Origin of the sequence: Marinobacter sp. HL-58 (genome assembly GCF_001314605.1) — a bacterium.
In the GTDB taxonomy this organism is placed as follows: Bacteria; Pseudomonadota; Gammaproteobacteria; order Pseudomonadales; family Oleiphilaceae; genus Marinobacter.
The window spans coordinates 327399-348965 of the sequence record NZ_LIHP01000016.1; the positions used below are offsets into that span (position 1 = coordinate 327399).

At 57.3% G+C, this 21567-nt stretch carries 18 protein-coding genes; 7 read left to right on the forward strand and 11 right to left on the reverse strand.

Translation table 11 applies throughout. The features are described from left to right. Positions 1–212: 212 nt before the first annotated feature. Positions 213–1424 carry an acyl-CoA dehydrogenase family protein gene (locus HLUCCO03_RS14005; RefSeq protein WP_027831257.1) on the reverse strand — a complete coding sequence of 404 codons (1212 nt, stop codon included), beginning with the start codon at positions 1422–1424 and terminating at the stop codon, positions 213–215. Positions 1425–1543: 119 nt separating this feature from the next. Between HLUCCO03_RS14005 and HLUCCO03_RS14010 the strand changes: the two genes are divergently transcribed. Next, a complete protein-coding gene (locus tag HLUCCO03_RS14010) occupies positions 1544–2437 on the forward strand; it encodes a LysR family transcriptional regulator (RefSeq protein ID WP_027831256.1) in 894 nt (297 codons plus the stop codon). Here the strand turns inward: HLUCCO03_RS14010 and HLUCCO03_RS14015 are convergent, their stop codons facing one another. Together HLUCCO03_RS14015 and HLUCCO03_RS14020 are read right to left on the reverse strand one after the other, a co-directional pair. Beyond that, on the reverse strand, positions 2438–2794 hold the full coding sequence (locus HLUCCO03_RS14015) for a hypothetical protein (RefSeq protein WP_027831255.1): 357 nt from the start codon (positions 2792–2794) through the stop codon (positions 2438–2440). 21 nt (positions 2795–2815) lie between these two features. Next, the gene (locus HLUCCO03_RS14020) at positions 2816–3580 is read right to left on the reverse strand and encodes an EAL domain-containing protein (protein ID WP_027831254.1); all 765 of its coding nucleotides are present in this window, start codon (positions 3578–3580) and stop codon (positions 2816–2818) included. A 183-nt stretch (positions 3581–3763) separates the two neighbouring features. On the opposite strand from HLUCCO03_RS14020, the gene HLUCCO03_RS14025 reads away from it, so the two are divergent. Next, positions 3764–4915, forward strand: a complete 1152-nt coding sequence (locus HLUCCO03_RS14025; protein WP_292016728.1) for an isocitrate/isopropylmalate dehydrogenase family protein — start codon at positions 3764–3766, stop codon at positions 4913–4915. A 1-nt stretch (position 4916) separates the two neighbouring features. On the opposite strand, the gene HLUCCO03_RS14030 is transcribed toward HLUCCO03_RS14025, so the two are convergent. The 3 genes from HLUCCO03_RS14030 to HLUCCO03_RS14040 are packed head-to-tail and all read right to left on the reverse strand — an operon-like array spanning position 4917 to position 6923. Then, complete coding sequence (locus HLUCCO03_RS14030; RefSeq protein WP_027831253.1) at positions 4917–5486, reverse strand: DUF1439 domain-containing protein; 570 nt, start codon at positions 5484–5486, stop codon at positions 4917–4919. Positions 5487–5499: 13 nt separating this feature from the next. After that, the gene (locus HLUCCO03_RS14035; RefSeq protein WP_027831252.1) at positions 5500–5691 is read right to left on the reverse strand and encodes a CPXCG motif-containing cysteine-rich protein; all 192 of its coding nucleotides are present in this window, start codon (positions 5689–5691) and stop codon (positions 5500–5502) included. Between the two features lie 5 nt (positions 5692–5696). Then, entirely contained in the window at positions 5697–6923 is a 1227-nt protein-coding gene (locus HLUCCO03_RS14040) for a pyridoxal phosphate-dependent aminotransferase (protein ID WP_027831251.1), read from the reverse strand. A 259-nt stretch (positions 6924–7182) separates the two neighbouring features. Between HLUCCO03_RS14040 and HLUCCO03_RS14045 the strand changes: the two genes are divergently transcribed. Beyond that, positions 7183–8163, forward strand: a complete 981-nt coding sequence (locus tag HLUCCO03_RS14045) for a D-2-hydroxyacid dehydrogenase (protein WP_292016729.1) — start codon at positions 7183–7185, stop codon at positions 8161–8163. Between the two features lie 117 nt (positions 8164–8280). Here the strand turns inward: HLUCCO03_RS14045 and HLUCCO03_RS14050 are convergent, their stop codons facing one another. The 4 genes from HLUCCO03_RS14050 to HLUCCO03_RS14065 all read right to left on the reverse strand — a co-directional run bounded on the left by HLUCCO03_RS14050 (position 8281) and on the right by HLUCCO03_RS14065 (position 14301). Further along, positions 8281–8946: a response regulator transcription factor gene (locus HLUCCO03_RS14050; protein ID WP_027831250.1), complete on the reverse strand. Its 666-nt coding sequence runs from the start codon at positions 8944–8946 to the stop codon at positions 8281–8283. 44 nt (positions 8947–8990) lie between these two features. Then, positions 8991–10937 (reverse strand): acetate--CoA ligase, encoded by a 1947-nt coding sequence (gene acs / locus HLUCCO03_RS14055; protein WP_027831249.1) that lies wholly within the window; start codon positions 10935–10937, stop codon positions 8991–8993. A gap of 271 nt (positions 10938–11208) precedes the next feature. Next, positions 11209–12747, reverse strand: coding sequence for a fatty acyl-CoA reductase (locus HLUCCO03_RS14060; protein WP_027831248.1), 1539 nt, complete (start codon positions 12745–12747; stop codon positions 11209–11211). 240 nt (positions 12748–12987) lie between these two features. Next, positions 12988–14301: an AAA family ATPase gene (locus tag HLUCCO03_RS14065; protein ID WP_027831247.1), complete on the reverse strand. Its 1314-nt coding sequence runs from the start codon at positions 14299–14301 to the stop codon at positions 12988–12990. Positions 14302–14616: 315 nt separating this feature from the next. Between HLUCCO03_RS14065 and HLUCCO03_RS14070 the strand changes: the two genes are divergently transcribed. From HLUCCO03_RS14070 to HLUCCO03_RS14085, 4 genes are all read left to right on the forward strand, one after another. After that, entirely contained in the window at positions 14617–16593 is a 1977-nt protein-coding gene (locus HLUCCO03_RS14070; protein WP_027831246.1) for an HDOD domain-containing protein, read from the forward strand. Positions 16594–16615: 22 nt separating this feature from the next. Beyond that, a complete protein-coding gene (locus HLUCCO03_RS14075; RefSeq protein ID WP_027831245.1) occupies positions 16616–18790 on the forward strand; it encodes an EAL domain-containing protein in 2175 nt (724 codons plus the stop codon). Positions 18791–19029: 239 nt separating this feature from the next. Next, complete coding sequence (locus HLUCCO03_RS14080; RefSeq protein ID WP_027831244.1) at positions 19030–19683, forward strand: class I SAM-dependent methyltransferase; 654 nt, start codon at positions 19030–19032, stop codon at positions 19681–19683. A 49-nt stretch (positions 19684–19732) separates the two neighbouring features. Further along, entirely contained in the window at positions 19733–20740 is a 1008-nt protein-coding gene (locus HLUCCO03_RS14085) for a DUF2156 domain-containing protein (protein ID WP_027831243.1), read from the forward strand. Here HLUCCO03_RS14085 and murI read toward each other — a convergent pair. Beyond that, on the reverse strand, positions 20718–21566 hold the full coding sequence (gene murI / locus HLUCCO03_RS14090; RefSeq protein ID WP_027831242.1) for a glutamate racemase: 849 nt from the start codon (positions 21564–21566) through the stop codon (positions 20718–20720). The genes HLUCCO03_RS14085 and murI overlap by 23 nt on opposite strands. Position 21567 lies beyond the last annotated feature (1 nt).

Here is a 21567-nt window from a genome sequence, read left to right on the forward strand (position 1 = left end):
CCACTTTTCCAGACAGCCTGTTGCTTTACTCCGCCACCCCTCACAGACCTGCTCCGGAGTTAGCCGGAGACGGCGGGAGGATATGTCAGAAACTGTACGGAGCCATGGATGGCGGAGTCCAAGCGTCACATGGATGTGCCGAAGGAGCGTGTTTCTGACATATCCTCCCGCCGGCTCCACCCTCCCAGTCAGAGGGCCACGATAAAAGCAGCTCAGCCCCGATACTTGGCCAGTTCCAACCGGGCAACCATCGCACGGTGAACCTCATCCGGGCCATCGGCCAGGCGCAGAACCCGGGCATAGGCAAACAGCTGGGTCAGCGGGAAGTCGTCGTCGCTGACACCGGCACCACCGTGAATCTGAATAGCATCATCCACAATCTGCTGAAGCATCTTCGGAATCACCGCCTTGATCATTGAGACTTCCTGCAAAGCGCCCGAAATACCCTTGGTATCCAGTGCCCACGCACACTTCAGAGTCAGCAAACGTGCCTGTTCGATATTCATCCGCGCGTTGGCAATGATATCCGGATTGCCGCCCAGTTTCGCAATCGGGCGACCAAACGCTTCCCGGGTTGTGGCGCGTTTGATCAGCAGTTCCAGGGTACGTTCCGCAGCACCGATGGCCCGCATGCAGTGATGTACGCGGCCCGGCCCGAGGCGGCCCTGGGCGATTTCAAAACCGCGGCCTGGGCCGGCGATGAAGGCGCTCTTGGGCAGGCGCACGTTCTCGAAGGACACCACACCGTGGCCATAGGGCTCGTCGTAGGCGCCGAAAACCGGCAGCATGCGTTCGATTTTTACGCCCGGCGAATCCAGCGGCACCAGCACCATGGAATGACGACGGTGTTTGTGGGCCTCCGGGTCGGTCAGGCCCATGAAGATGGCAACCTTGCAGTCCGGGTGGCCAACGCCGGTGCTCCACCATTTGCGGCCGTTGAGGACGACTTCATCACCTTCAACGATGGCGGTGGCTTCCATATTGGTGGCGTCTGAAGAGGCGACGGCCGGCTCGGTCATGCAGAAAGCGGAACGTACCTCACCGCTTTGCAGGCGAGGCAGCCATTCGGCTTTCTGCTCTTCAGAACCGTAGTGAATCAGCACTTCCATGTTGCCGGTGTCCGGCGCGTTACAGTTGAAGATTTCCGGGGCAATAAAGCTGCGGCCGGTTTCCTCGGCAATCAGGGCGTAGTCGGAGTTCAGCAGGCCACAACCGTTTTTCTCGTCCGGGAAAAACATGTTCCACAGGCCCTGGGCTTTGGCCTTTTCCTTGAGCTCCTTGATGATGGGCAGCACCACCCAGCGGTTTTCCTGCGCCATCAGGTCCTTGTGGTACTGCTCTTCAATGGGGAAGATCTCCTCCTTCATGAAGGTTTTGACGCGCTCAAGATAGTCCTGGCCTTTCTCGGAAATATTGAAATCCATCGCCGTATCCTCGTGGTTTGACCGATATGGCACCAGTCTAGATTCCTCCCAACTATTACGCGACTGAATTATTCTTATCCTTTATCATAAGGCCTGCTTATTCTAAAACAGGAGGCGCCATGGCACTCAACCGGCTGGATCTGAACCTGCTGCACGTATTCGACACCATTTACCGGGAAGGCAGCCTGACCCGCGCGGCCAAAGCACTGCACCTGACCCAGCCGGCAGTCAGCCATTCCCTGTCACGGTTGCGGGAGCATTTTGATGACCCCCTGTTCAGCCGCCAGGGCAACCAGATGGTGCCGACGCCCCTGGCCCGCCGGTTTCTCGAATCCATGCGTCCAGGCCTGACCCAGATACAGAGCGCGGTGAACCAGTTCCACGCCTTTGACCCTGCCAACCAGCGCAAAACCTACTCGCTGGCCCTGCGGGACATTCTCGAATCCACTTTCCTGCCCAGACTCATGGCGCGGCTGGAAAGCTATTCGGAGTTGGAGATTGTCAGCCAGAGGGTGCCACGGCGGGACATGGAAACCCAACTGGCGGCGGGCAAACTGGATTTTGCTGTGGATGTGCTGTTGCCGGTCAGCAGCCAGACAGCCCATGAATTATTGCGGCAAGACCGGCTGGTGGTGCTGGCCAGGAAGGGGCACCCGCTGACCCGGGAGGGCCTGACCATGGAAAAGTACCTGGAGGCAAAGCATGTCCTGGTGTCGTCCCGGTCAGAGGGGCCGGGCATTGAGGATTTTGCGCTGTCGCGGTTCGGGGTGCAGCGACACATTCGCCTTCGGTGCCAGCACTATTACGCGGCCTGCCGGGTGGCGGAAGGCACCGACCTGCTGCTGACCATGCCGGAGAACTACGCCCGCATCATTGCCGAGCGGGCCGATATTGATATTCACACCGCGCCGGCGGACCTGCCGGATATTGATGTGCATCTATACTGGCACAAAGCCTACGAGCGGGAGCCGACGCTCATCTGGTTCCGAGAGCAACTTAACAGCATTGCCTGACTAATAGGCCCCGAGCAGCTTGAGGAAACCAAGAAATCCGGCAGCGGTGATACCCAGTGATGCCGCAACAATACCAAACCCCCACCAGATGGCGGCACCGTCGGATACCGGCACATCGTGCCCCCGCAGGGTCCGGTAAAACGCCCAGGGGCCGAGGATAAAGGCACCCAGAACCGCAAACACCAGCCCTACCCCCACACCGGCAAAGGTCCAGGTGGCCAGTACGGTGGCATGGTCAGACACCTGTTCGGTTACACCATGGCGCTGCAGGAACTGCTTGCAGAAAAACCAGATCAGAGCGAACAGTATGATGACAAAGAGCAGGCCACCAACAATGGTAATCAGGCGAAAGAACACAGTGTATCCTCGAAAGCTCGTCTAACAGGGAAAGTAAGGCTCCGGCAGACACTCGAACCCGGGCTTGGCGAAAAGGTATCCCTGGAACAGCGTAATACCCTGTGACCGCAGCCAGAAGTATTCTTCTTCAACCTCGACGCCCTCGGCAACGATTCGACCTCCAAGTAGCGTCATGGTTGTAATAATGCCGGCAACGACTGCCTGCTTGTTGGGCTCTTTGTGAATATCCCGTACCAGCGCCATATCCAGTTTCAGCAGGTTCGGCGGGCTGGCAATGAGGATATTGTAGCGCGAATAGCCGGCACCGAAATCGTCCAGGGCAGTATGAAATCCCATTTCCCGATAGGAATTGATGATACCCACCAGATGATCAAGGGACGTCAGGTCTTCCGTCTCTATCAGTTCGAAGATAATCTGGCGGGTATCAAATTTGTACTTCTGGGCCGCCGCAAGCGTGGTCCTGATGCAATACTCCGGGTTATACACCGCATTGGGCATGAAATTGATGCTCAGCATGGTTTCCATACCGAGGCGTGCTGCCAGTTTGACCGCTTTTACGCGGCATATCTGGTCAAAGGAATAACGGTTGTTCTCGTTGACCTTTGACAACACACTGTATGCGCCCTCACCCTCGGGCCCGCGGACCAGGGCTTCGTAGGCATAGACACTTTCGGTGGTAACGTCGACGATGGGTTGAAACGCGAAGGTGAAGCTGAAGTCCAGGCCCTCTCCGCAGGCGCATTGCTCACAATGAGACTCATCAAACAGTTTGGCTGGCTTATTCACTACAACTCCGGTTTTCTGACAGTCATGCCCGAGGATAAGGTGACAACATGCTCACTATAGCCACCAAAGCATATCGGGTAAAAGAAATGCTCTGTTAAATCCTGTGGAATCCCCGCTCCACATGACTACACTGAACCACACAACTGTCCTATACGATCAAAGCGACCCGAAGGAGTATCCGGAATGGCCAAGAAAATCCGTATTGCGGTCACACCAGGTGACGGCATCGGCCCTGAAGTGGTTGCCGAGGCAGTGCACTGCCTGGAAGCACTGAGATCCAGCCACAATCTTCCCCTGGAGTGGACCCGCTTTCCCTGGCCATCCCACGCCTGGCATGAAGAGCATGGGGAGTCCATGCCGGCTGACGCGCTTGATCAGCTGCAACAATACGATGCCATTCTTCTGGGTGCACTGGGCGACCCGGGCCCGGTAGACGATCCGGAACGCTATCTGCTTCCGGACAGCATCTCACTGGCGCCCTTGCTGGACATGCGCAAGGGCTTTGATCAGTGGGTCTGTGAGCGCCCGGCCCGGCTGTTACCGGGCGCGCGCCAGTACCTTGCCGACGAGCGCGCCAAAGACATCGATATGCTGGTGATCCGGGAGAACAGCGAGGGGGAGTACGTAAGCCAGGGGGGCCGGCTGCGCAAGGGCTCACCTGACGAAGTGGCGACCCAGATGGAAGTGTTCACCCGCCACGCCACCGACCGCATTATCCGGTATGGTTTTGAACAGGCCCGCCTGCGGGCGGCCACTCGCGCCGAGGAAGGCCGAACCCGCCATTTCCGGACACTGGACGGCAAAACCTGTGAGAGCCAGGTGTGCATCGTGACCAAACGCAATGCGTTGCGTTATTGGGGAGACATGTATACCGAGGCGTTCGAAGCGATAGCCAGACAGTACCCGGATGTGGCAACGCACCATGAACTGGTGGACGCGGCGTGCATGAAGTTTGTGCAGGCACCCTGGGCTTTCGATGTGGTGGTGGCCAGCAACCTTCAGGGCGACATACTGACCGACCTGGCAGCGGTGTTGTCCGGCGGTATGGGGGTGGCACCGTCCTGCAACCTGAACCCGGACGATCCGGATATGCCGTCCATGTTTGAACCCACACACGGCAGCGCGCCGGACATTGCCGGCCAGGGGCTCGCCGACCCGACTGCCATGCTGTTTACCACGGCACGCATGCTGGAATGGCTGGGGCGGAACGATCCTGCTGTGGCAGCTGCGGGGAAGGAGCTGTTCGATGCCGTCGCCGCAGACCTGGCAGAAAATGCCGGGGCAAGGCGAGGCACCCAGGAGATCGGCAAGGCCGTCCGTGACCGCCTGAAATGACCTAGTCGGCCATTATGAACTCAAGCCGCCCGGGTGCTACGCGCACGTCCATGGGGACCATCCCGAACATCCGCTGGGTGAAATCCGCTTCATCCAGCCGGTACACCGGCATGGTCTCCAGCATCTGGGCAACGGCCCGCATGACCGTGTCGGTGACGGGTTTCAGATCCCCCTTGAAGAGCGACGAATCGATGCTGCTCTCCAGCAACTGCAGGCGGCGGATGTAGATCGCCTTTTCCTCACTGTCGTACACCGGCGCACCTTCCACTTTCAGGGCAATATCCACCGGCAGCTTTGTCAACAGCGCATTAAGGGATACCTGCCCCTGCAGATCTATCACCGCCACATCGCGGCCATCCGGCCCCAGGGTAATATCCGCATTGCTCAGGCTGAGACTCAGGGGTGAACCGCTCTGCAATTGCTGGCGATCAAAATCACTGACGGTATCCTGAAGGTGCCTCTCCAGGGTTCCCTCGGAGATGGAATAGGGAGACAGACTGGCACAGCCTCCCAGTAAAACCATAGGGATCAGAACAACAACCGCCAACAGGCGGGAACCAGTGGTGAACATCAGGGCATTCTCCTTATTCGTTTTCTGCGCGGACATCCACCGTTGGCGTCAGGCTTTCATCCAGAACCACATGGACAACGATTGGCTGGCAACATACCTGGCAGTCCTCCACGTATTCCTGGTCAGCCACCGAAGGGTCGACGCTGATTTCCAGCGTCTCCCAACAGTAGGGGCATTGAACCAGTACCGAGTCCAGGGCTGACATGGTGGTCAGAACTGCTGCTTCGCCATCCAGGGGATGATTCTGTCGAAGGCTTCCTCCAGTTTCTCGCAGGTGGTGGAGAAACTGATGCGGACCGCGTTGGTGCACTCCTCACCAAATGCGTCGCCAGGCACCAGGCATACACCGGTTTCCTTGAGCATCCGCAGCGCCAGGTCGGAACCGTCCACATGGGGCGGCAGGTCGGGAAATGCGAAGAAGGCACCGCCAGGCTTGTAGCCGGTCATGTAGGGCGTCTGGTCGATCAGCTCCACCACCTTGTCGCGCCGTTCACGGTAGATATCCACCATGTTCCTGACGCATTGCTGGTCGCCGGTCAGCGCAGCAACACCGGCAAACTGCGATGGCGTGTTGGCCACGGAAGTGGTGAACATGTGCAGCCGGCGAAGCGACTTGATGGCCGCCTGGCTGGAGATCACCCAGCCAACCCGCAGGCCTGCCATGCTGTAGGTCTTTGAGAAGCTGCTGATGCACATGATGTTGTCCAGGTCCATGGAACAGTTCAGCACGCTGGCGAAGTCGTCATCGTCGAAAATCAGATGGTCGTAGACCTCATCGGCATAGACCTGAATACCACGGTACGCGCACTCCTCCAGAATGGTCTCAATGGTACTACGGGGATACACCGCACCCGTGGGGTTGTTCGGGTTATTCAGAATCAGGGCGAACGTGCGTGATCCCATCGCCCGGATCACTTCATCAGGGTCGAGCTGGTGATCATTCTCTGCACGGGTCGGGACGAATTTTACCTCACCGCCGTTCATCCGGATCAGTGGTGCGTACAGCAGGAAAGACGGGTCCGTCACGATGAACTGACGGCCCGGCGCAGACGTTGCTGAAATGGCCAGGTACATGGCCTCGGTGGCACCACTGGTAATCAGGATGTTGTCCCGCGTCAGCTTCCGGTCGTAACGCGCCCCGTAATAATCCCGCAGCGCCACCAGCAGCTCGGGCAACCCGGCATCCATGGTGTAGCCGGTCTGCCCCGCATTGAGGGCATCAATGTAGGCATCAATGACATGCTTGGGTGTCGGCAAATCCGGCTGACCGATGGAAAGATGGATGACATCCTTCATGGTGGCCGCCATATTCACCATGCGACGAATGCCCGGCACCGGAACCGCCTGCATGGCCGGATTCCAACTGGCCTTGTTCTTGCGGTACTTCACTTTACGCGGTCTGGTCTGGCCGGTTTCTTTATTGGCGGCTTCTGCCATAAACACCTCCTGAAACGGGGCAAAAATAGTGGCTACCCCTGCAGGTTAGCCAGTAAACAGGGGGCGTACAAGACATAAAACAGAAAGATTCCGTTGCCATACTGAAACCTTTTATTCCCACCTGTACAGGGCCCTACGACCTTTGTCCCGGATTGGCTCAGGTTGACCAGTTCAAGCTCAGATACCAGACTGTAAGCCTGATATCCGGACTGTCGATTCCCGCGGCCGGACGCGGACAAACTGCAATGGCGGAGGACTGATGACTCAACACACCAAACCGGTTGTGACCGTTCTGACAGCACCCGGAGAGCAGGAACCTCCCGGCATGGATGCACTGAGAGCAAGGGCAGAAGTCCGCTTTGCGTGCGACGAACCCACGCTGCGGGAAACCCTGCCGGGCACCGATGTCATGATGGTGACGGATTTTCGCACCGAAGCCCTGGCTGCCGCCTGGCCTTCCGCCGATAAACTGAAGTGGATTCATGCCACCAGTGCCGGTGTCGATGCACTGATGTTCCCGGACCTGATCGAAGGTGACGTAATCGTAACCAACGCCAGGGGCATCTTCGACCGCACCATTGCCGAATACGTGCTGTGCACGATTCTGATGTTCGCCAAGGATTTTCCCCGCTCGTTGCGCCTGCAGGCGGCCCACGAGTGGAAGCACCGGGACACCGAGCGAGCCGAGGGCAAGCAGGTCCTGATTGTCGGAGCCGGCTCCATTGGTGGCCAGATTGCCCGGCTGTGCAGGGCTGCCGGTCTGAAGCCCCATGGCATAGCCCGCAAGCCACGTCACGATGACCCTGACTTTATCGCCGTTCACGGTAACGATGACCTGACAGAACAACTGGGCCTTGCAGACTTTGTAGTGATCGCCGCTCCGCTGACCCCCCAGACCGAGGGCCTGTTCAACGAAAAAGCCTTCAAGGCCATGCGCAAGTCCGCCCGCCTGATCAACATCGGCCGCGGCCCCGTGGTCAAGACGGACGACCTGATTGCCGCCCTGAACAATGGCGACATTGCCGGTGCTGCCCTGGATGTCTTCGAGGAAGAACCCCTGCCCGCGGATCACCCGCTCTGGGATATGGAGAATGTGATCATGACAGCCCATATGTCCGGGGATTTCATCGGCTGGAAACGGGCCCTGACTGATCAGTTCCTGGAAAATCTGGACCGGTGGCACAAGGGCCAGGAGTTGTTCAATTTCGTGGACAAGAAGCTGGGGTACGCCAGTAAGTAGGTTGACTGGCGGGTGCCTATGAGGTGATTGTCGGATTACGGCTTTGCCTGATCCGACCTACGTTTCCGGGCCGAGACTCATGTAGGTCGGATTAGCCGCAGGCGTAATCCGACAAAATCAGCTACCAGACAACGACGTATCCGAAGGATCGATCTCCATCTGCTGGATCGCAATCACCGCCTGGGTCCGGTTACGGACGCCGAGTTTGCGGAATACCGCGGTAATATGCGCCTTGATGGTGGCCTCCGACACATCCAGATCGTAGGCAATCTGTTTGTTCAGGAGGCCCTCCGCCAGCATACCCAGCACCCTGAACTGCTGCGGTGTCAGCGAGGCCAGCTTTTCGGAGAAATCCGTCATGTCCGAGTGCATGCGCTCGATCTTGTCTGCCACGCCCTCAGGCAACCAGACGTCTCCTTCCAGCACCGCCTGAATGGCCTCGGTGATGGTGGGAAGCGGCGCCGACTTGGGAATAAAGCCGGACGCCCCGTAGTCGATCGAGCGACGCATGACCTGCATTTCTTCCGATCCTGACACAACCACCACCGGCAACCCCGGATACTGCCCGCGCATGAACACGAGCCCGGAAAAGCCGTGAGCACCCGGCATATTCAGATCCAGCAATACCAGATCCGCATCCGGGTGCGACTCTACCGCCGCCTGCAGCGCCTTGATGCTGTCCACTTCCACTGTTCTGGCATCAGGAACCGCCTGACTGACCGCCTGCTTCAAAGCTGCACGAAACAGCGGGTGATCATCGGCGACGATAATGGTTTGTGTCATTCAACAGATTCCTCACAGGGTCACAGCCTGGTTACAGGCAGGCCTTACTTGTTCGCACGACCGCTGATCAGGTCATCCACCACACCGGGATCCGCCAGTGTTGATGTATCACCCAACTGATCGTGCTCGTTTGCCGCAATCTTACGCAAAATCCGTCGCATAATCTTGCCAGAACGTGTCTTGGGCAGTCCAGGCGCCCACTGGATCACATCCGGAGAGGCAATCGGGCCAATTTCCTTGCGCACCCACTGGACCAGCTCTTTCTTGAGCTCATCGGAAGGCTCTTCGCCGTGAACGAGGGTGACATAGACATAAATGCCCTGCCCCTTGATATCATGGGGATAGCCTACCACAGCCGCTTCAGCAACTTTGCTGTGGGCTACCAGGGCACTCTCAACCTCGGCAGTACCCAGGCGGTGGCCTGACACGTTCAGCACATCGTCCACACGGCCGGTAATCCAGTAGTAGCCATCTTCATCACGGCGGGCACCGTCACCGGTAAAGTACATGCCCTTGTAGGTGCTGAAGTAGGTCTGCTTGAAACGCTCGTGGTCGCCATAAATGGTGCGCATCTGACCCGGCCAGCTGTCCAGAATAACCAGGTTGCCCTCGGTCTTGCCCTCCAGGATCTTGCCATCGTTGTCCACCAGCGCCGGCTTCACACCGAAGAAGGGTACCGTCGCGGCACCGGGCTTCAGATCAATGGCACCGGGCAGTGGGGAAATCAGGATGCCGCCGGTTTCGGTCTGCCACCAGGTGTCCACGATCGGGCACTTGCTGTTACCGATGACGCGGTGATACCACTCCCAGGCTTCCGGGTTAATGGGCTCGCCCACGGAGCCCAGCAAACGCAGGCTGTCGCGGGTGGTACCATTCATGCAGGATTCGCCTTCGGCCATCAGCGCACGGATGGCAGTGGGTGCGGTGTAAAGAATATTCACCTTGTGCTTGTCCACCACCTGGCCCATGCGGGAAGTATCCGGGTAGTTCGGCACACCCTCGAACAGAACAGAGATAGCGCCGTTGGCCAGCGGGCCATACAGGATGTAACTGTGGCCGGTCACCCAGCCGAAGTCCGCTGTACACCAGTAAACGTCGCCATCGTGGTAGTCGAATATGTATTCGTGGGTCATGGAGGTGTACACCATGTACCCGCCGGTGGTGTGCAGAACACCTTTTGGCGCGCCGGTGGAACCGGAGGTATACAGCATGAACAGTGGGTCTTCCGCGTTCATGGGCTCTGCCGGGCAGTCAGTGGACGCGCCTTTCATCAGCTCTTCGTAGCTCTGGTCGCGGCCGTCTTTCCAGGGCACATCGCCGCCGGTACGTTTGACCACAATCACCTTGTCCACATTGGCGCCGGCTTCATTATTGAGTGCGGCATCCACGTTTTTCTTGAGCGGAATCTTGCGGCCGCCGCGCACACCTTCATCGGCCGTAACAACGAAACGGGACTTGCCGTTGGCAATCCGGGCACCCAGTGCTTCCGGTGAGAAACCACCGAAGACCACGGAATGAATGGCACCTATGCGGGCACAGGCAAGCATGGCAACGCCGGTTTCAACAATCATGGGCATGTAGATGGTAACCACATCGCCTTTTTTCACGCCCTGAGCCTTCAGCACGTTGGCGAACTTGCAGGTTTCCTCATACAGCTCGCGATAGGTCACGTTGCGGGAATCGGCGGGGTCGTCACCTTCGAAAATGATCGCTGTCTGATCACCACGCTTCTCAAGATGACGGTCCAGGCAGTTGGCGGCAGCGTTCAGCTGGCCATCCTCGAACCACTTGATGGACAGGTTATCGTAATCGAAGGTGGTGTTCTTCACCTTGGTGAAAGGCTTGATCCAGTCGAGGCGTTTGCCGTGTTCGCCCCAGAAAGTTTCCGGGTCCTCCACCGACTGCTGATACATCTTCTCGTACTGATCCCGGTTTAACAGGGCCCTTTTGGCCACGTCCGGGCTTACCGGATAAACCTGTTTATCAGTCATTGTGCTCCCCCTTATAGTCAGAGTCTGTTGTCATTATCGGTTATTTAATAAAGAGCGTGACGGGCAAAAAGCCCTGAAGACGGATACCCATAGTTCAACATGCGTGCCAGTGAACAATGAATTAGACTAACGTCCTAATGCGCCGGCACTTTTAGCCAGAATGACGACTTTGCTGGGTTGTTCAGGAGCCTTCATAAAGGATAGACCCACTGGCCGAAACAACAAGTGGAAAGCGGACCCCCGGGGGGCAGGGATCCGCCGGTTGCGGATTTTATGCCGCTTTTTTGCGGGGTTGGGCGGCCCGCAGGCTGTAAAGCTTGCGTTCATTGAGCGCATAGCGGTTGAGGCCGCCAAGGTGAATCTTGCGCAGGTACAGCTGCCAGTCGATCTGGCGCGCATCCACCGGGAACAGTACCCGGTCCAGTTCACCCATGCGGGAAGCAAGCGCCATCAACCTGTCGTTACGGAAGGTGTAATCCGGTGCCGTGTAGAACCCGAAGATGGTGGCCAGTGACCGGGTGGTGTCGAGGTTCTTCAGAACTTTCAGCTCCCTGTTCTGCCCCGCCAGCCTCAGGGCTTTACCGGCGATAGACAATGGTAGCCTCATACCACCGACCACAACATCAAACAGTTTCCGGTTCACAGCAATAAACGGTTTGGTGGGCTTGCGATAGAACAGCTGGTCATAATCCGCATAGCTGGACTTGGCTTCCGCCATCAGATGATCAATGAACTCACCCAGCGAGATGGGGTTGGAACTGCCGCTGCAACACTGGTAGATCCTGCGCTGGCCTGGTTCTGCAATGGTCTCTGCCAGTGACAGGATAATGCTGTTGGCAACCAGGTCCACCGGGATAACATCGATGATGCCGCTGCGCTTGCCAGGAAACAGAGATACCTTCCCGCGGGCGTAAGCCAGTATGATGGCATCGGCCACTTTCACACCCTCGATCCAGCCGGGTGACGGTTCTTCCAGGGCGCTCTCGATGATAGCCGGACGCACGATGGTGAGGGACCGACCGGAAAGCGCCTTCATCAACAACTGTTCTCCCAGCCACTTGGTGAAGGTATAGGTATCACTCCAGCCATAGAGGTTGGCTTCACGGATGCCCAGATCCACCAGTTTCTTCTCGAGCATTTTGCCGGAATAGCGGGAACGGACATCAGCTACCTTGTCCTGCAGCAGATGCACCAGTTCGTCGATCTCGTAGTAGCCATCGGTACTGCGGGGGATGGCCTCGCCTGCAGGCTTGATCACGGACTCGGTAACCTGCCCGGAGTTCTTGCCGTTGACATAACAGGTCGATACCTGGATGACCGCCATCGTGCTGTTCAGCTTCGCCAGAGCCGCTACGTTTTCGAGGCACAGGGTGTTGATCTTGAGTGCCTTGTCGAGCTCTTCCCGGAAATTGACGCTGGCTGCGGAGTTGATGAATGCGTCCATCTGGCCGGCCAGTGACCGGAACCGCTCCGGAGTGAGGCCGAAATGGGGTTCTGTAACTTCACCGGTAATACAGTGAACGCGCTCCTCGAGAAAATTCTCGAAGGCTTCGTTATCATCCTGCCGGAGCCGGTTGAACACCGACGAACTGGCGATCTCGTTGTCAAAGCGTTCCCGGGCACCCGGATACCGCTTGTTTCCCCGGATAAGCAGATGAATACCGCCAATGTCGGGCACGGTGCGGATCAGTTTTTCCAGCACCACCTTACCGAGAAATCCGGTCGTTCCGGTGATCAGTACGTGTTTGCCTCTGAGTTGTTGCAGAACACCGGACTCTGAGGTTCCGGGTTGCAGTTGCTGTTTCGCCATGGCGTGAACTCCTTCTCTATAGTCTCTGTGCAGCCATCATTAAGTGCAGTTGGTTTCAGATGAAAATAACGGTTCCCTGACCACTGCATTTTGCGGGCCACGATTCCGGGAAATAAGGTCAATATTTGCACAGACGCCATTACAGTGCGGTGACAGACTGCAAAGTTACGCTACAAAAAGCGTAAAAAAAATGACGATAAAATAAGGTGATTTTCAGGAAAAAAACGGGGCGGAAAACGATCAGGAACCATCCTTGCCGGTATCCGCGAGAGACCGTAACAGCTGGTCTAGGGAAATATCGGAAGGCTGCTCCCTGAGCGCCCGCACCAGCCGGTTCTGGTCCCCGAAGCTGATACGGTCATAGTAGGGTTCACGTCGCTTCCCGGGCACCTCCGGCTCTACTTTCTGCTGTACAGAACCAGGATCAATCTGACTGGCGATATGATGCAGGTGAGTTGCCAGGTGTGTGCGCTGCTCCTTATCCAGCCGCTCCCAGTCCAGAGACGAAAGCCCCGTCTGGATGATCTCGATGGTATCTGCATCCATCGTGCGCCCCAACAGTGCAAAAAATCCGTTGAACGCTTCATAACGCAGCAAAGGCGCGTCGCGGCTTTCCGCCAGTACTTTGTCGATATCAGCAATCAGCCGCTTGCATTCCGCCGCCGGATCCAACGGTGTTTCCGGTTCCCCTTTACGGGCTGACTGAGCGGGCTCCGCCGGCGCGGTGGATACCCGGTGCCAGTAGGCGGCAATACCGGCCTTCCGGGCAGGAAGCTGGCGCAATCGCACATTCAGCATGTCGGATAACGTGCGAAACTGGCGACAGGAAGGATCCGACGGCGGCAATAGCGCTACCGGACGCTGATTCAATACCGATTGGCGCAACGTCTCATCCCGCCAGACAGCCCCCAGATAATGCAAAGATATCCCGAGATGGCGTTGGGCAGCCGCTTCCAGGCGCTGAAACACCGACCTCGCCTGGCTGGCTCCCTGGGCCATATTGACCAGTACGCTCGGGGTCCTTCTGTAACCACGCCGGATAAGCAACTTGATCAGAGAGAAGGCATCCGTTAGCGATGCCGGGTCCGGGGTCACCACGACACAGGCCAGTTCCGCTGCGGCGATCATATGCATGCCGGTCTTCTGCAGCCCCGAAGCGGTGTCGGTGATCACATAGTCGTAATTCTTCTCGAGCCGGGACAGCGCCTTGAGCACCCGCAGGCTTTCTTCGGCAGCCATGTCCACGCACTGCTCCACACCCGAGGCACCGGGAATGATATGAAGCCCCCACTCGGCTTCCATGATGACATCAGCCAGGCTGCACTCGCCGGCCATCACATTGGCCAGTGTCCGGGTGGGGTAACGCCCGAGCATGATGCTGACATTGGCAAGATCCGTGTCACCATCCAGCAACAGAACCCTGTAACCCTCACGGGCAAGAGTGAGGGAGAGATTAAGGGCTACAGATGTTTTGCCCACACCTCCCTTGCCACCGGTAATTGCCAGCGTTCTGGGTTGGCTCTGATGTTGCGTGCTCGTATGGGAGTCCGTCATGGGTTCTTATTGGCGCCGTCTGATCCGTTGACTGGCACATTTCCGGGGAAATTTGTGCACTGCTTCAAATTGTACCCCGGACTGCGGTCTAACTGTAGCCAAAAACGAGCTATCGGGCCGGCCAGAAGTGCGCTGTTTGACTACAATTTATCTGTAAAAAGTTTACACACATCACAAGGCGGGTAATACTTTGCCTAAAAAAGGAACAATAAGTGTTTAATAATTGCAACTTATTGACTAAGCTCAGCCCAAATATTTTATGAACAAACTGTCAGAAACTGACTACTCATTCCGGTGTTGAACACAGGCAGGCTTATGCAGATTGCCCCTGACATACAGTTACCAAGCCTCCCCGAGGTCACGCTCAGGGCGCTGGAAGCTTGTCATCAGGATGAGAGCTACCGCAGGATCAGCGACATTGTCTCTGCGGACACGGCACTGGTATCCCGAATTCTGGCCCTTGCCAATTCCGCACTTTACGGCCCTGTTGCAGAAATCCGTTCAATTGACCAGGCCCTGCTCAGGCTCGGAACAAGGCGCTTCCATACCCTGGTTCTGACGGCGGCGTTGCGACAGATACTGTACGAGCTGGGTGCGGATCAATGGCAGCAGCTCAGAGACTTCTGGCGTCATTCCCTCACCACCGCCCTGACCGCACGGGCACTGGCGACACTGACACGCTACCCCGAGCCCGACCAGGCGTTCATGCTGGGCATGCTTCATAACGTGGGTGAACTGATCGCCCTCAAGACGCCACCTGGGGATACACAACAGTATTATTTCGACCACCAGGCCGATATCGCCGCCGCGCTGGTCAGTTCCTGGGGCCTTGGCCCCATGGCCGCTGATGCCATGCGTTACCAGCAGGCCATGCCAACGGAAATACGCGACGCCGGCCATCTGGTAAAGCTGATCAGTCTTGCCACCAGACTGGCACTGTCAGATGCAGCAGGTATTGCTGCCGCCGGCACCATATTCGGCCTGAACGAGGAGCTCACGCGGGAAATAAACCGTCGTATCGATCAGGAAGTAAGCGGGATGGCGGAGTCTCTTGGCATTCCGCTGTCCGATGAATACGATGCCAGTCACTCCAACCAGAAACTCAAGCAGACAATACTGAAGCAGGCCATGGCCAACCAGGCGCTGGACCTTTCACCACTCCGGGGCAATGCCCAGGAATACCTGGCTGCAACGGTTAACAGCCTGACCCTGATTACCGGGCTGCCGGCACTGTATTTCAGCCAGGCAGGCGATGGCCTGACTCTTCTTTCGGCCAGTAACGGCGACATCCCCGATCTTTCAGTTGCCAGCGGGCCTGCCACCAGTGTCCTGACGGAGGCCTTCAGCACCGGAGACGCCCTTTGCCTGGAGGAACGCTCACCCACGGTACTCGACCGCCAGCTTCTGTCACTGTTGAAAACTCCTTCACTGGTTGCCATTCCCGTCAAAGGGAACGAGGAGTGCGCCGGGGTATTCGTGGTGGGCACCGACAAGGAAAACTCGGCGCAGACCGAGGAGCTTGGCCGGCTGTTCAGTGAAAAGCTGTCTCAGGCCTTGACCACCATGCTCTCCGGCGCTGACGGCCAGGACAATATCGAAGCCGAGCTGGCCCGGGAGGCCATCCGGCGCCAGGTTCACGAAGTCAGCAATCCACTGACGATTATCCGGCAGTATATCTATCAGCTCAGAACCCGGCTTGACGATGATGAAGTGCTGCAGGAGCTGGACGTCATCCGGGATGAACTGGACCGGGCGGGGGACCTGCTGCTGCAGATCAGCCGCACCCCGGAACATGACTCAACCGGATCGACCGGATCCTGTAACCTTAATGACGAACTCAGAATATTGCGGGATCTGCTGGAAGACAGTCTTTTCAGCGGTGAGGACAAATCACTTGAACTGGAACTTTGCGACGAACCCACCGATGTTGCAGTCTCGGGCGCGGTTATCCGGCAAGTGGTCATCAACCTGGTCCGCAATGCCGCGGAGAGCCTGGTCGATGGTGGCAATGTATCAATCCACACTCTGGCGCCGGTCTGGCAAAGCGGCAAGACCTGGGTTGAACTGGAGATCGCAGACACAGGCAATGGAATCCCTGCCGAGGTCCGCAAGAACCTGTTTTCTCCGGTTCGTTCCACCAAAGGCAAGGGCCACAGCGGCCTGGGCCTGAGTGTCGTAAAACAGCTTATTGATGACATGGAGGGCATCATCAATTGCCGTACAGGGCGTGGAGGGACAGCATTCCGAATACTGTTCCCCTCGGCGGCAAATAAAAAAAACGATGACGAATGACGAAAAGCGACGGGCATAAAAAATGAAACCTTCGAGCACCGAATGGACTTCCGGCAACGGCGCAGAAGCACGCATTCTGGTCGTCGATGACGACCCGAGGCTCTTGTCAGGTCTGGCATCACTGCTCAAGGGCAAGGGGTATGACGTTACCGAGGCGGAAGGCGGCCGTAAGGCCTATCGCATCCTCGAGAATGAATCCTTTGATCTGGCGATGCTGGATCTGCGAATGCCGGACGTGGATGGATTCGATGTCATGGAAAGGCTGTCCACGGAGCAACCGGATTGCGGCGTCATCGTCGTCAGCGGGGAAAGCTCCTTCAACTCTGTCAGCCGCGCACTACGCCGTGGCGCGCTGGACTATATCCGCAAACCATTCGACCCGGAAGAACTGCTGGCCACCGTCAACGGCGTGCTCGGCAAGCGTTCCCTGCTACGCGCCCACGAACACATACGCATGCGGCTGGAAAAATCGGAAGAGCTCCATCGCTACATCGTCAACAGCTCTCCCGATATCGTATTCATGCTCGATGGCGACGGTCATTTCTGCTTTGTGAACAGCAAGATCGAGAGCCTGCTGGGTTATCAGCCCGCAGAACTTTTCGGGCGCCACTTCCGTCATATACTGGATGACCGCGACATAGCCAGGGGCACCTATGCCCTCAAAGGCCCCAACATATCCGCGGACAATCCCCGCACCCTGGAAGTAAGGCTGAAAACCCGGGGAAGCCGCAAGGCCACCCGGCATTTCGAAATTACCGCATTCCCCATTGACCCGGAAACCTGGCCTCACTCGAATCACGAAGATGGCAAACAGGGCGGCCGGGAAGCCCGTTACTACGGCACCGCCCGCGATGTGACCGAGCGCAAGGAAGCAGAAGCCTTTATCAACTTCCAGGCCTATCACGACCTGCTCACACGACTGCCCAACCGCGCCCTGTTCAAGGACCGGCTTGACCTGGCGATTACCCACGCCCGCCGCAGCGAACAGAAACTGGCGGTTATGTTCCTGGACCTGGACCGCTTCAAGGTTATCAACGACACCCTTGGCCACGCCATGGGCGACCGCTTGCTGCAAGCCGTTACCCAGAGACTGGAACGCTGCCTGCGCAAGGGCGATACCCTGTCCCGTTTTGGGGGTGACGAATTCACTCTCCTTCTGCCTTCGATTCACAACCATGAAGATGCCCGGCAGATCTCCAGAAAACTGATCAAGGCCCTTCGCGCGCCCTTCCAGCTGGGAGATCACGAAGTGTTCGTGGGTGTCAGTATCGGTATCGCGATCTATCCGGAAGCGGGTGAGTCGATGGACCATCTGATCCAGAACGCTGACATTGCCATGTACCACGTGAAAGCCCGGGGAAAGGATGGCTACCGCTTCTATTCCGAAAGCATGAGTATCGACACCGCCAACCGTCTGAACCTGGAGCGGGATCTGAGGCTGGCACTTGAGCGGGACGAACTGCGGGTGTTCTACCAGCCGCAGGTATGCTCCACCAGTAACCGGATTGTTGGCCTGGAGGCCCTTGTACGCTGGCAGCATCCCGAGCGTGGCCTGCTGTACCCCCGCGATTTCCTGCCACTGGCGGAAGAAACCAAGCTGATTGCAAAACTCAGTGAATGCGTACTGGACCGTGCCTGCCGCGATGTGGGCCAGTGGATCCGTGACGGCCACAGTGACCTGAGACTGGCGGTCAATCTGTCTCCGGTACAGGTGGAGCACCCACGGTTCGTCGAAACCCTGATGGAACAGATCCACGCCCATGGATTCCCGCCCGGCAACCTGGAAATCGAGATCACGGAAAACGTGATCATGAACGATCTTGAACAGATCAGTAACAAACTCCGTGAACTGGCGTCACTGGGCGTCAGAATTGCCATTGATGATTTCGGCACCGGTTACTCCTCCCTGAACTACATTCATCGGCTGCCCATTCACACCCTGAAAGTGGACCAGTCCTTCGTCAAGGCCATTCGAAGTGGCGAGGACGGCGCCTGCATTGTCAATGCCATCGTTGCCATGGCTCACGGTCTGAAACTGGAGATTGTGGCTGAAGGCGTAGAGACCGACGAACAGCTTTCCTACCTCAAAAGCCTTGGCTGCCATCAGGTTCAGGGTTTCTTCTATGGTCCCGCCCGACCAGCGGAGGACATCGAAAAAACCCTCGGGCACATACCTGCCCGCGCCGTGGCTTTCTGAACCGCCCGAAAAACGACACTCCATTGTCTGACAGTCTGATCTAGAATGTTGATCTGGTTTGCAAAGTGTTGCTGTTCGTTACTTTGTGTATCCGGAAATGCGTATTACTGCACACAATTCCCCCACCGCCTTCTCTAAGCTCAAATCATCAGACGTTTCCATCGCAATCACCATACGGTGAAACAATCATTACAAGAACGATGGAAGCATCCAATGGACAGGGACAGGCAGAAGTCACCATGCACGACAAATACAAATACATTGGTCCGGTTTACGATTTTCTGAGCAACCTCTACAGCGGCAAGAACATCCATCGATGCAAGACGGCAATGCTTGATGTGGAAACCGTAAAACCCGGTGCACGTATCCTGTTTGCCGGTGTCGGCCATGGCCGTGACGCCATTCGCGCAGCGGAACTGGGCGCGGATGTCACAGTAGTGGACCTGTCCGAAACCATGTTGCGAAAGTTCGGGGAGGCCCAGGAAAAAGAGGCTCCTCATCTGACCATCCGCCGTATTCACAACGACATCATGAAGGTGGATGAATTCGAGCAATACGACATGGTGGTGGCCAACTTTTTCCTCAATGTGTTCGACGAAGACATGATGGTGCGGGTGCTTGAGCATCTTATCCGTCTGGGCAAGGCCGACGCCAAAGTCGTGGTCGGCGACTTCTGCTACCCCACCGGCAATATTGTCGCCCGGCTGTTCAAGAAGATGTACTGGTACATGGCTGTATTTATCTTCTGGCTGTTCGCCAATAACGCCTTCCACAAGATCTACAACTACCCCGAGCACATGCAGCGCCTTGGTCTGCAGGTTACCGAGAAGAAGCATTTCAAACTGCTGAACATGAACTGCTACTGGTCAATCCTGGGACAGAAACAGGCGTAGACAGTCGTCCTCGCGCCGGTTCAACAACAAAAACACGGGGAGCAACATCATGTCAGACCAGATTCTTTCGCTTGACGGCATTCAGTCACTGGACGAAGGCGCCTTTACCTTCCCGGAACGGGTGGGCTATCTGAAAAAGTACGGCACCCACTCCCAGTCCTTCTCAACCTTGCAGCCGGGAATGCAGTATTTCGATGTACCGGGCGTTGGATACCTGGCCTATATGCGCAAGTGGGGCGGAACCTTTGTACTGTCTGACCCGGTCACCGCACCTGAGCACTTCGGGGTCATACTGGAAAAATTCCATCAACGCTTCCCCAACGCCTGCTATATTCAGGTTTCAAAACCAGTGGTGGACTACCTTCACCGCCGGTTTGGCCTGTTCGGCACCCAGTTCGGCAGCGAATCCCGCATCAATCTCCAGAACTGGTCCCTGAGCGGAAAAAAGAAACAGATCCTGCGCACGGCCCTGAACCAGGCGGAAAAGAATGGAATCACGGTCAAGGAGCGGTTCAGCGACGACCATACACGGGAAATCTCCGATGCCTGGATTCGCACCCGCAAGTGCAAGAGCAAGGAGATCCGTTTCCTGATTCGCCCCATGGAAATGGAATACCGGGAAAACGAGCGGCATTTCTACGCCTACCAGGATGGTAAAGCGGTGGGTTTTATCTATTTTGACCCCATCTACCGCAACAACGAGATCATCAGCTATGTGCCCAACATTTCCAGGGCCAATGCCGATTTCCGCCAGGGTATTTTCTACACCCTGATGGCTCACGCCATGGACGTGTTCAAGGCCGAAGGCGTGCCCTATCTGGACCTGGGACTGATCCCGCTGTCAATGGACCAGGCCACCGAGCACCAGGAAAGCCGCCTGCTCAAGCGCATCATGCACGGCCTGTATGAGAGGGGTAATTTCCTCTACAACTTCAAGGGGCTGGAATTCACCAAGTCGCGTTTCCGTGGCGACAACTTCAAGACCTACTGTTGCCACCGACGCGCATTACCGGCACTGGAGTTTCTGGCAATGTTCAAGCTGACCCGGTTGCTGTAATCCCCGCGGCGGACGTTGCCCAATGGCCCCGGATGTCGTCGCTGCCGAGCTCCAGCCGGCTCAGAAAGGCTTCCAGCCCCTCGGGCACGGCACCGGTGAACAGGGCGGCTTCAACAGCAACAGAGCCACGTGGCTGTTCCAGGCTGCCGGGAGCATGCCCCTGCTTCTCAAGTAACCAGGCAGTGCGCCGGGCAATGGCGTCACCGGAATCCACCCAGAATTTCACCTCCGGCAACTGCGCTCTCAATGTCCCGGTAATCAGCGGGTAGTGGGTACACCCCAGCACGACCGTATCCACCCCGGCGTCCCGAAAAGGCTGCAAGGCTGCGTGCAGAGCCTCCTCTGGCACCGGCGTCCCGGTGACCAGTCGTTCGATCCAGTAGACCAGGTCCGGATGGCCCAGGCGTTCAACCGTGCAGTCGCCGGCGAATTCATCAATGAGGTTTTTGAGATAGGGACGCCTGACGGTCGCCGGTGTTGCCAGCACGCCAATGCGACGGTTCACAGACAGGGCAACGGCCGGTTTGACCGCGGGGACCACACCAATGACCGGTGTTGATGTCATCGCCCGCAAATGTGGGAGCACCACTGTACTGGCGGTATTGCAGGCCACGACGACCACGTCACAGGGAAACTCGTCCAGCGCCGCTCCTATCAGCGCCTGGCTGCGCTCGACAACAACCGATTCCGGTTGGTTGCCATAGGGGAAACCGGCGTTATCCGCCACATACACCAAACCCACTCCCGGCAACTGCCGGTGGATACACTCGGCAATACTCAAACCACCCACACCGGAATCGAAGACCAGTACCCTCGGAGTCGTCACG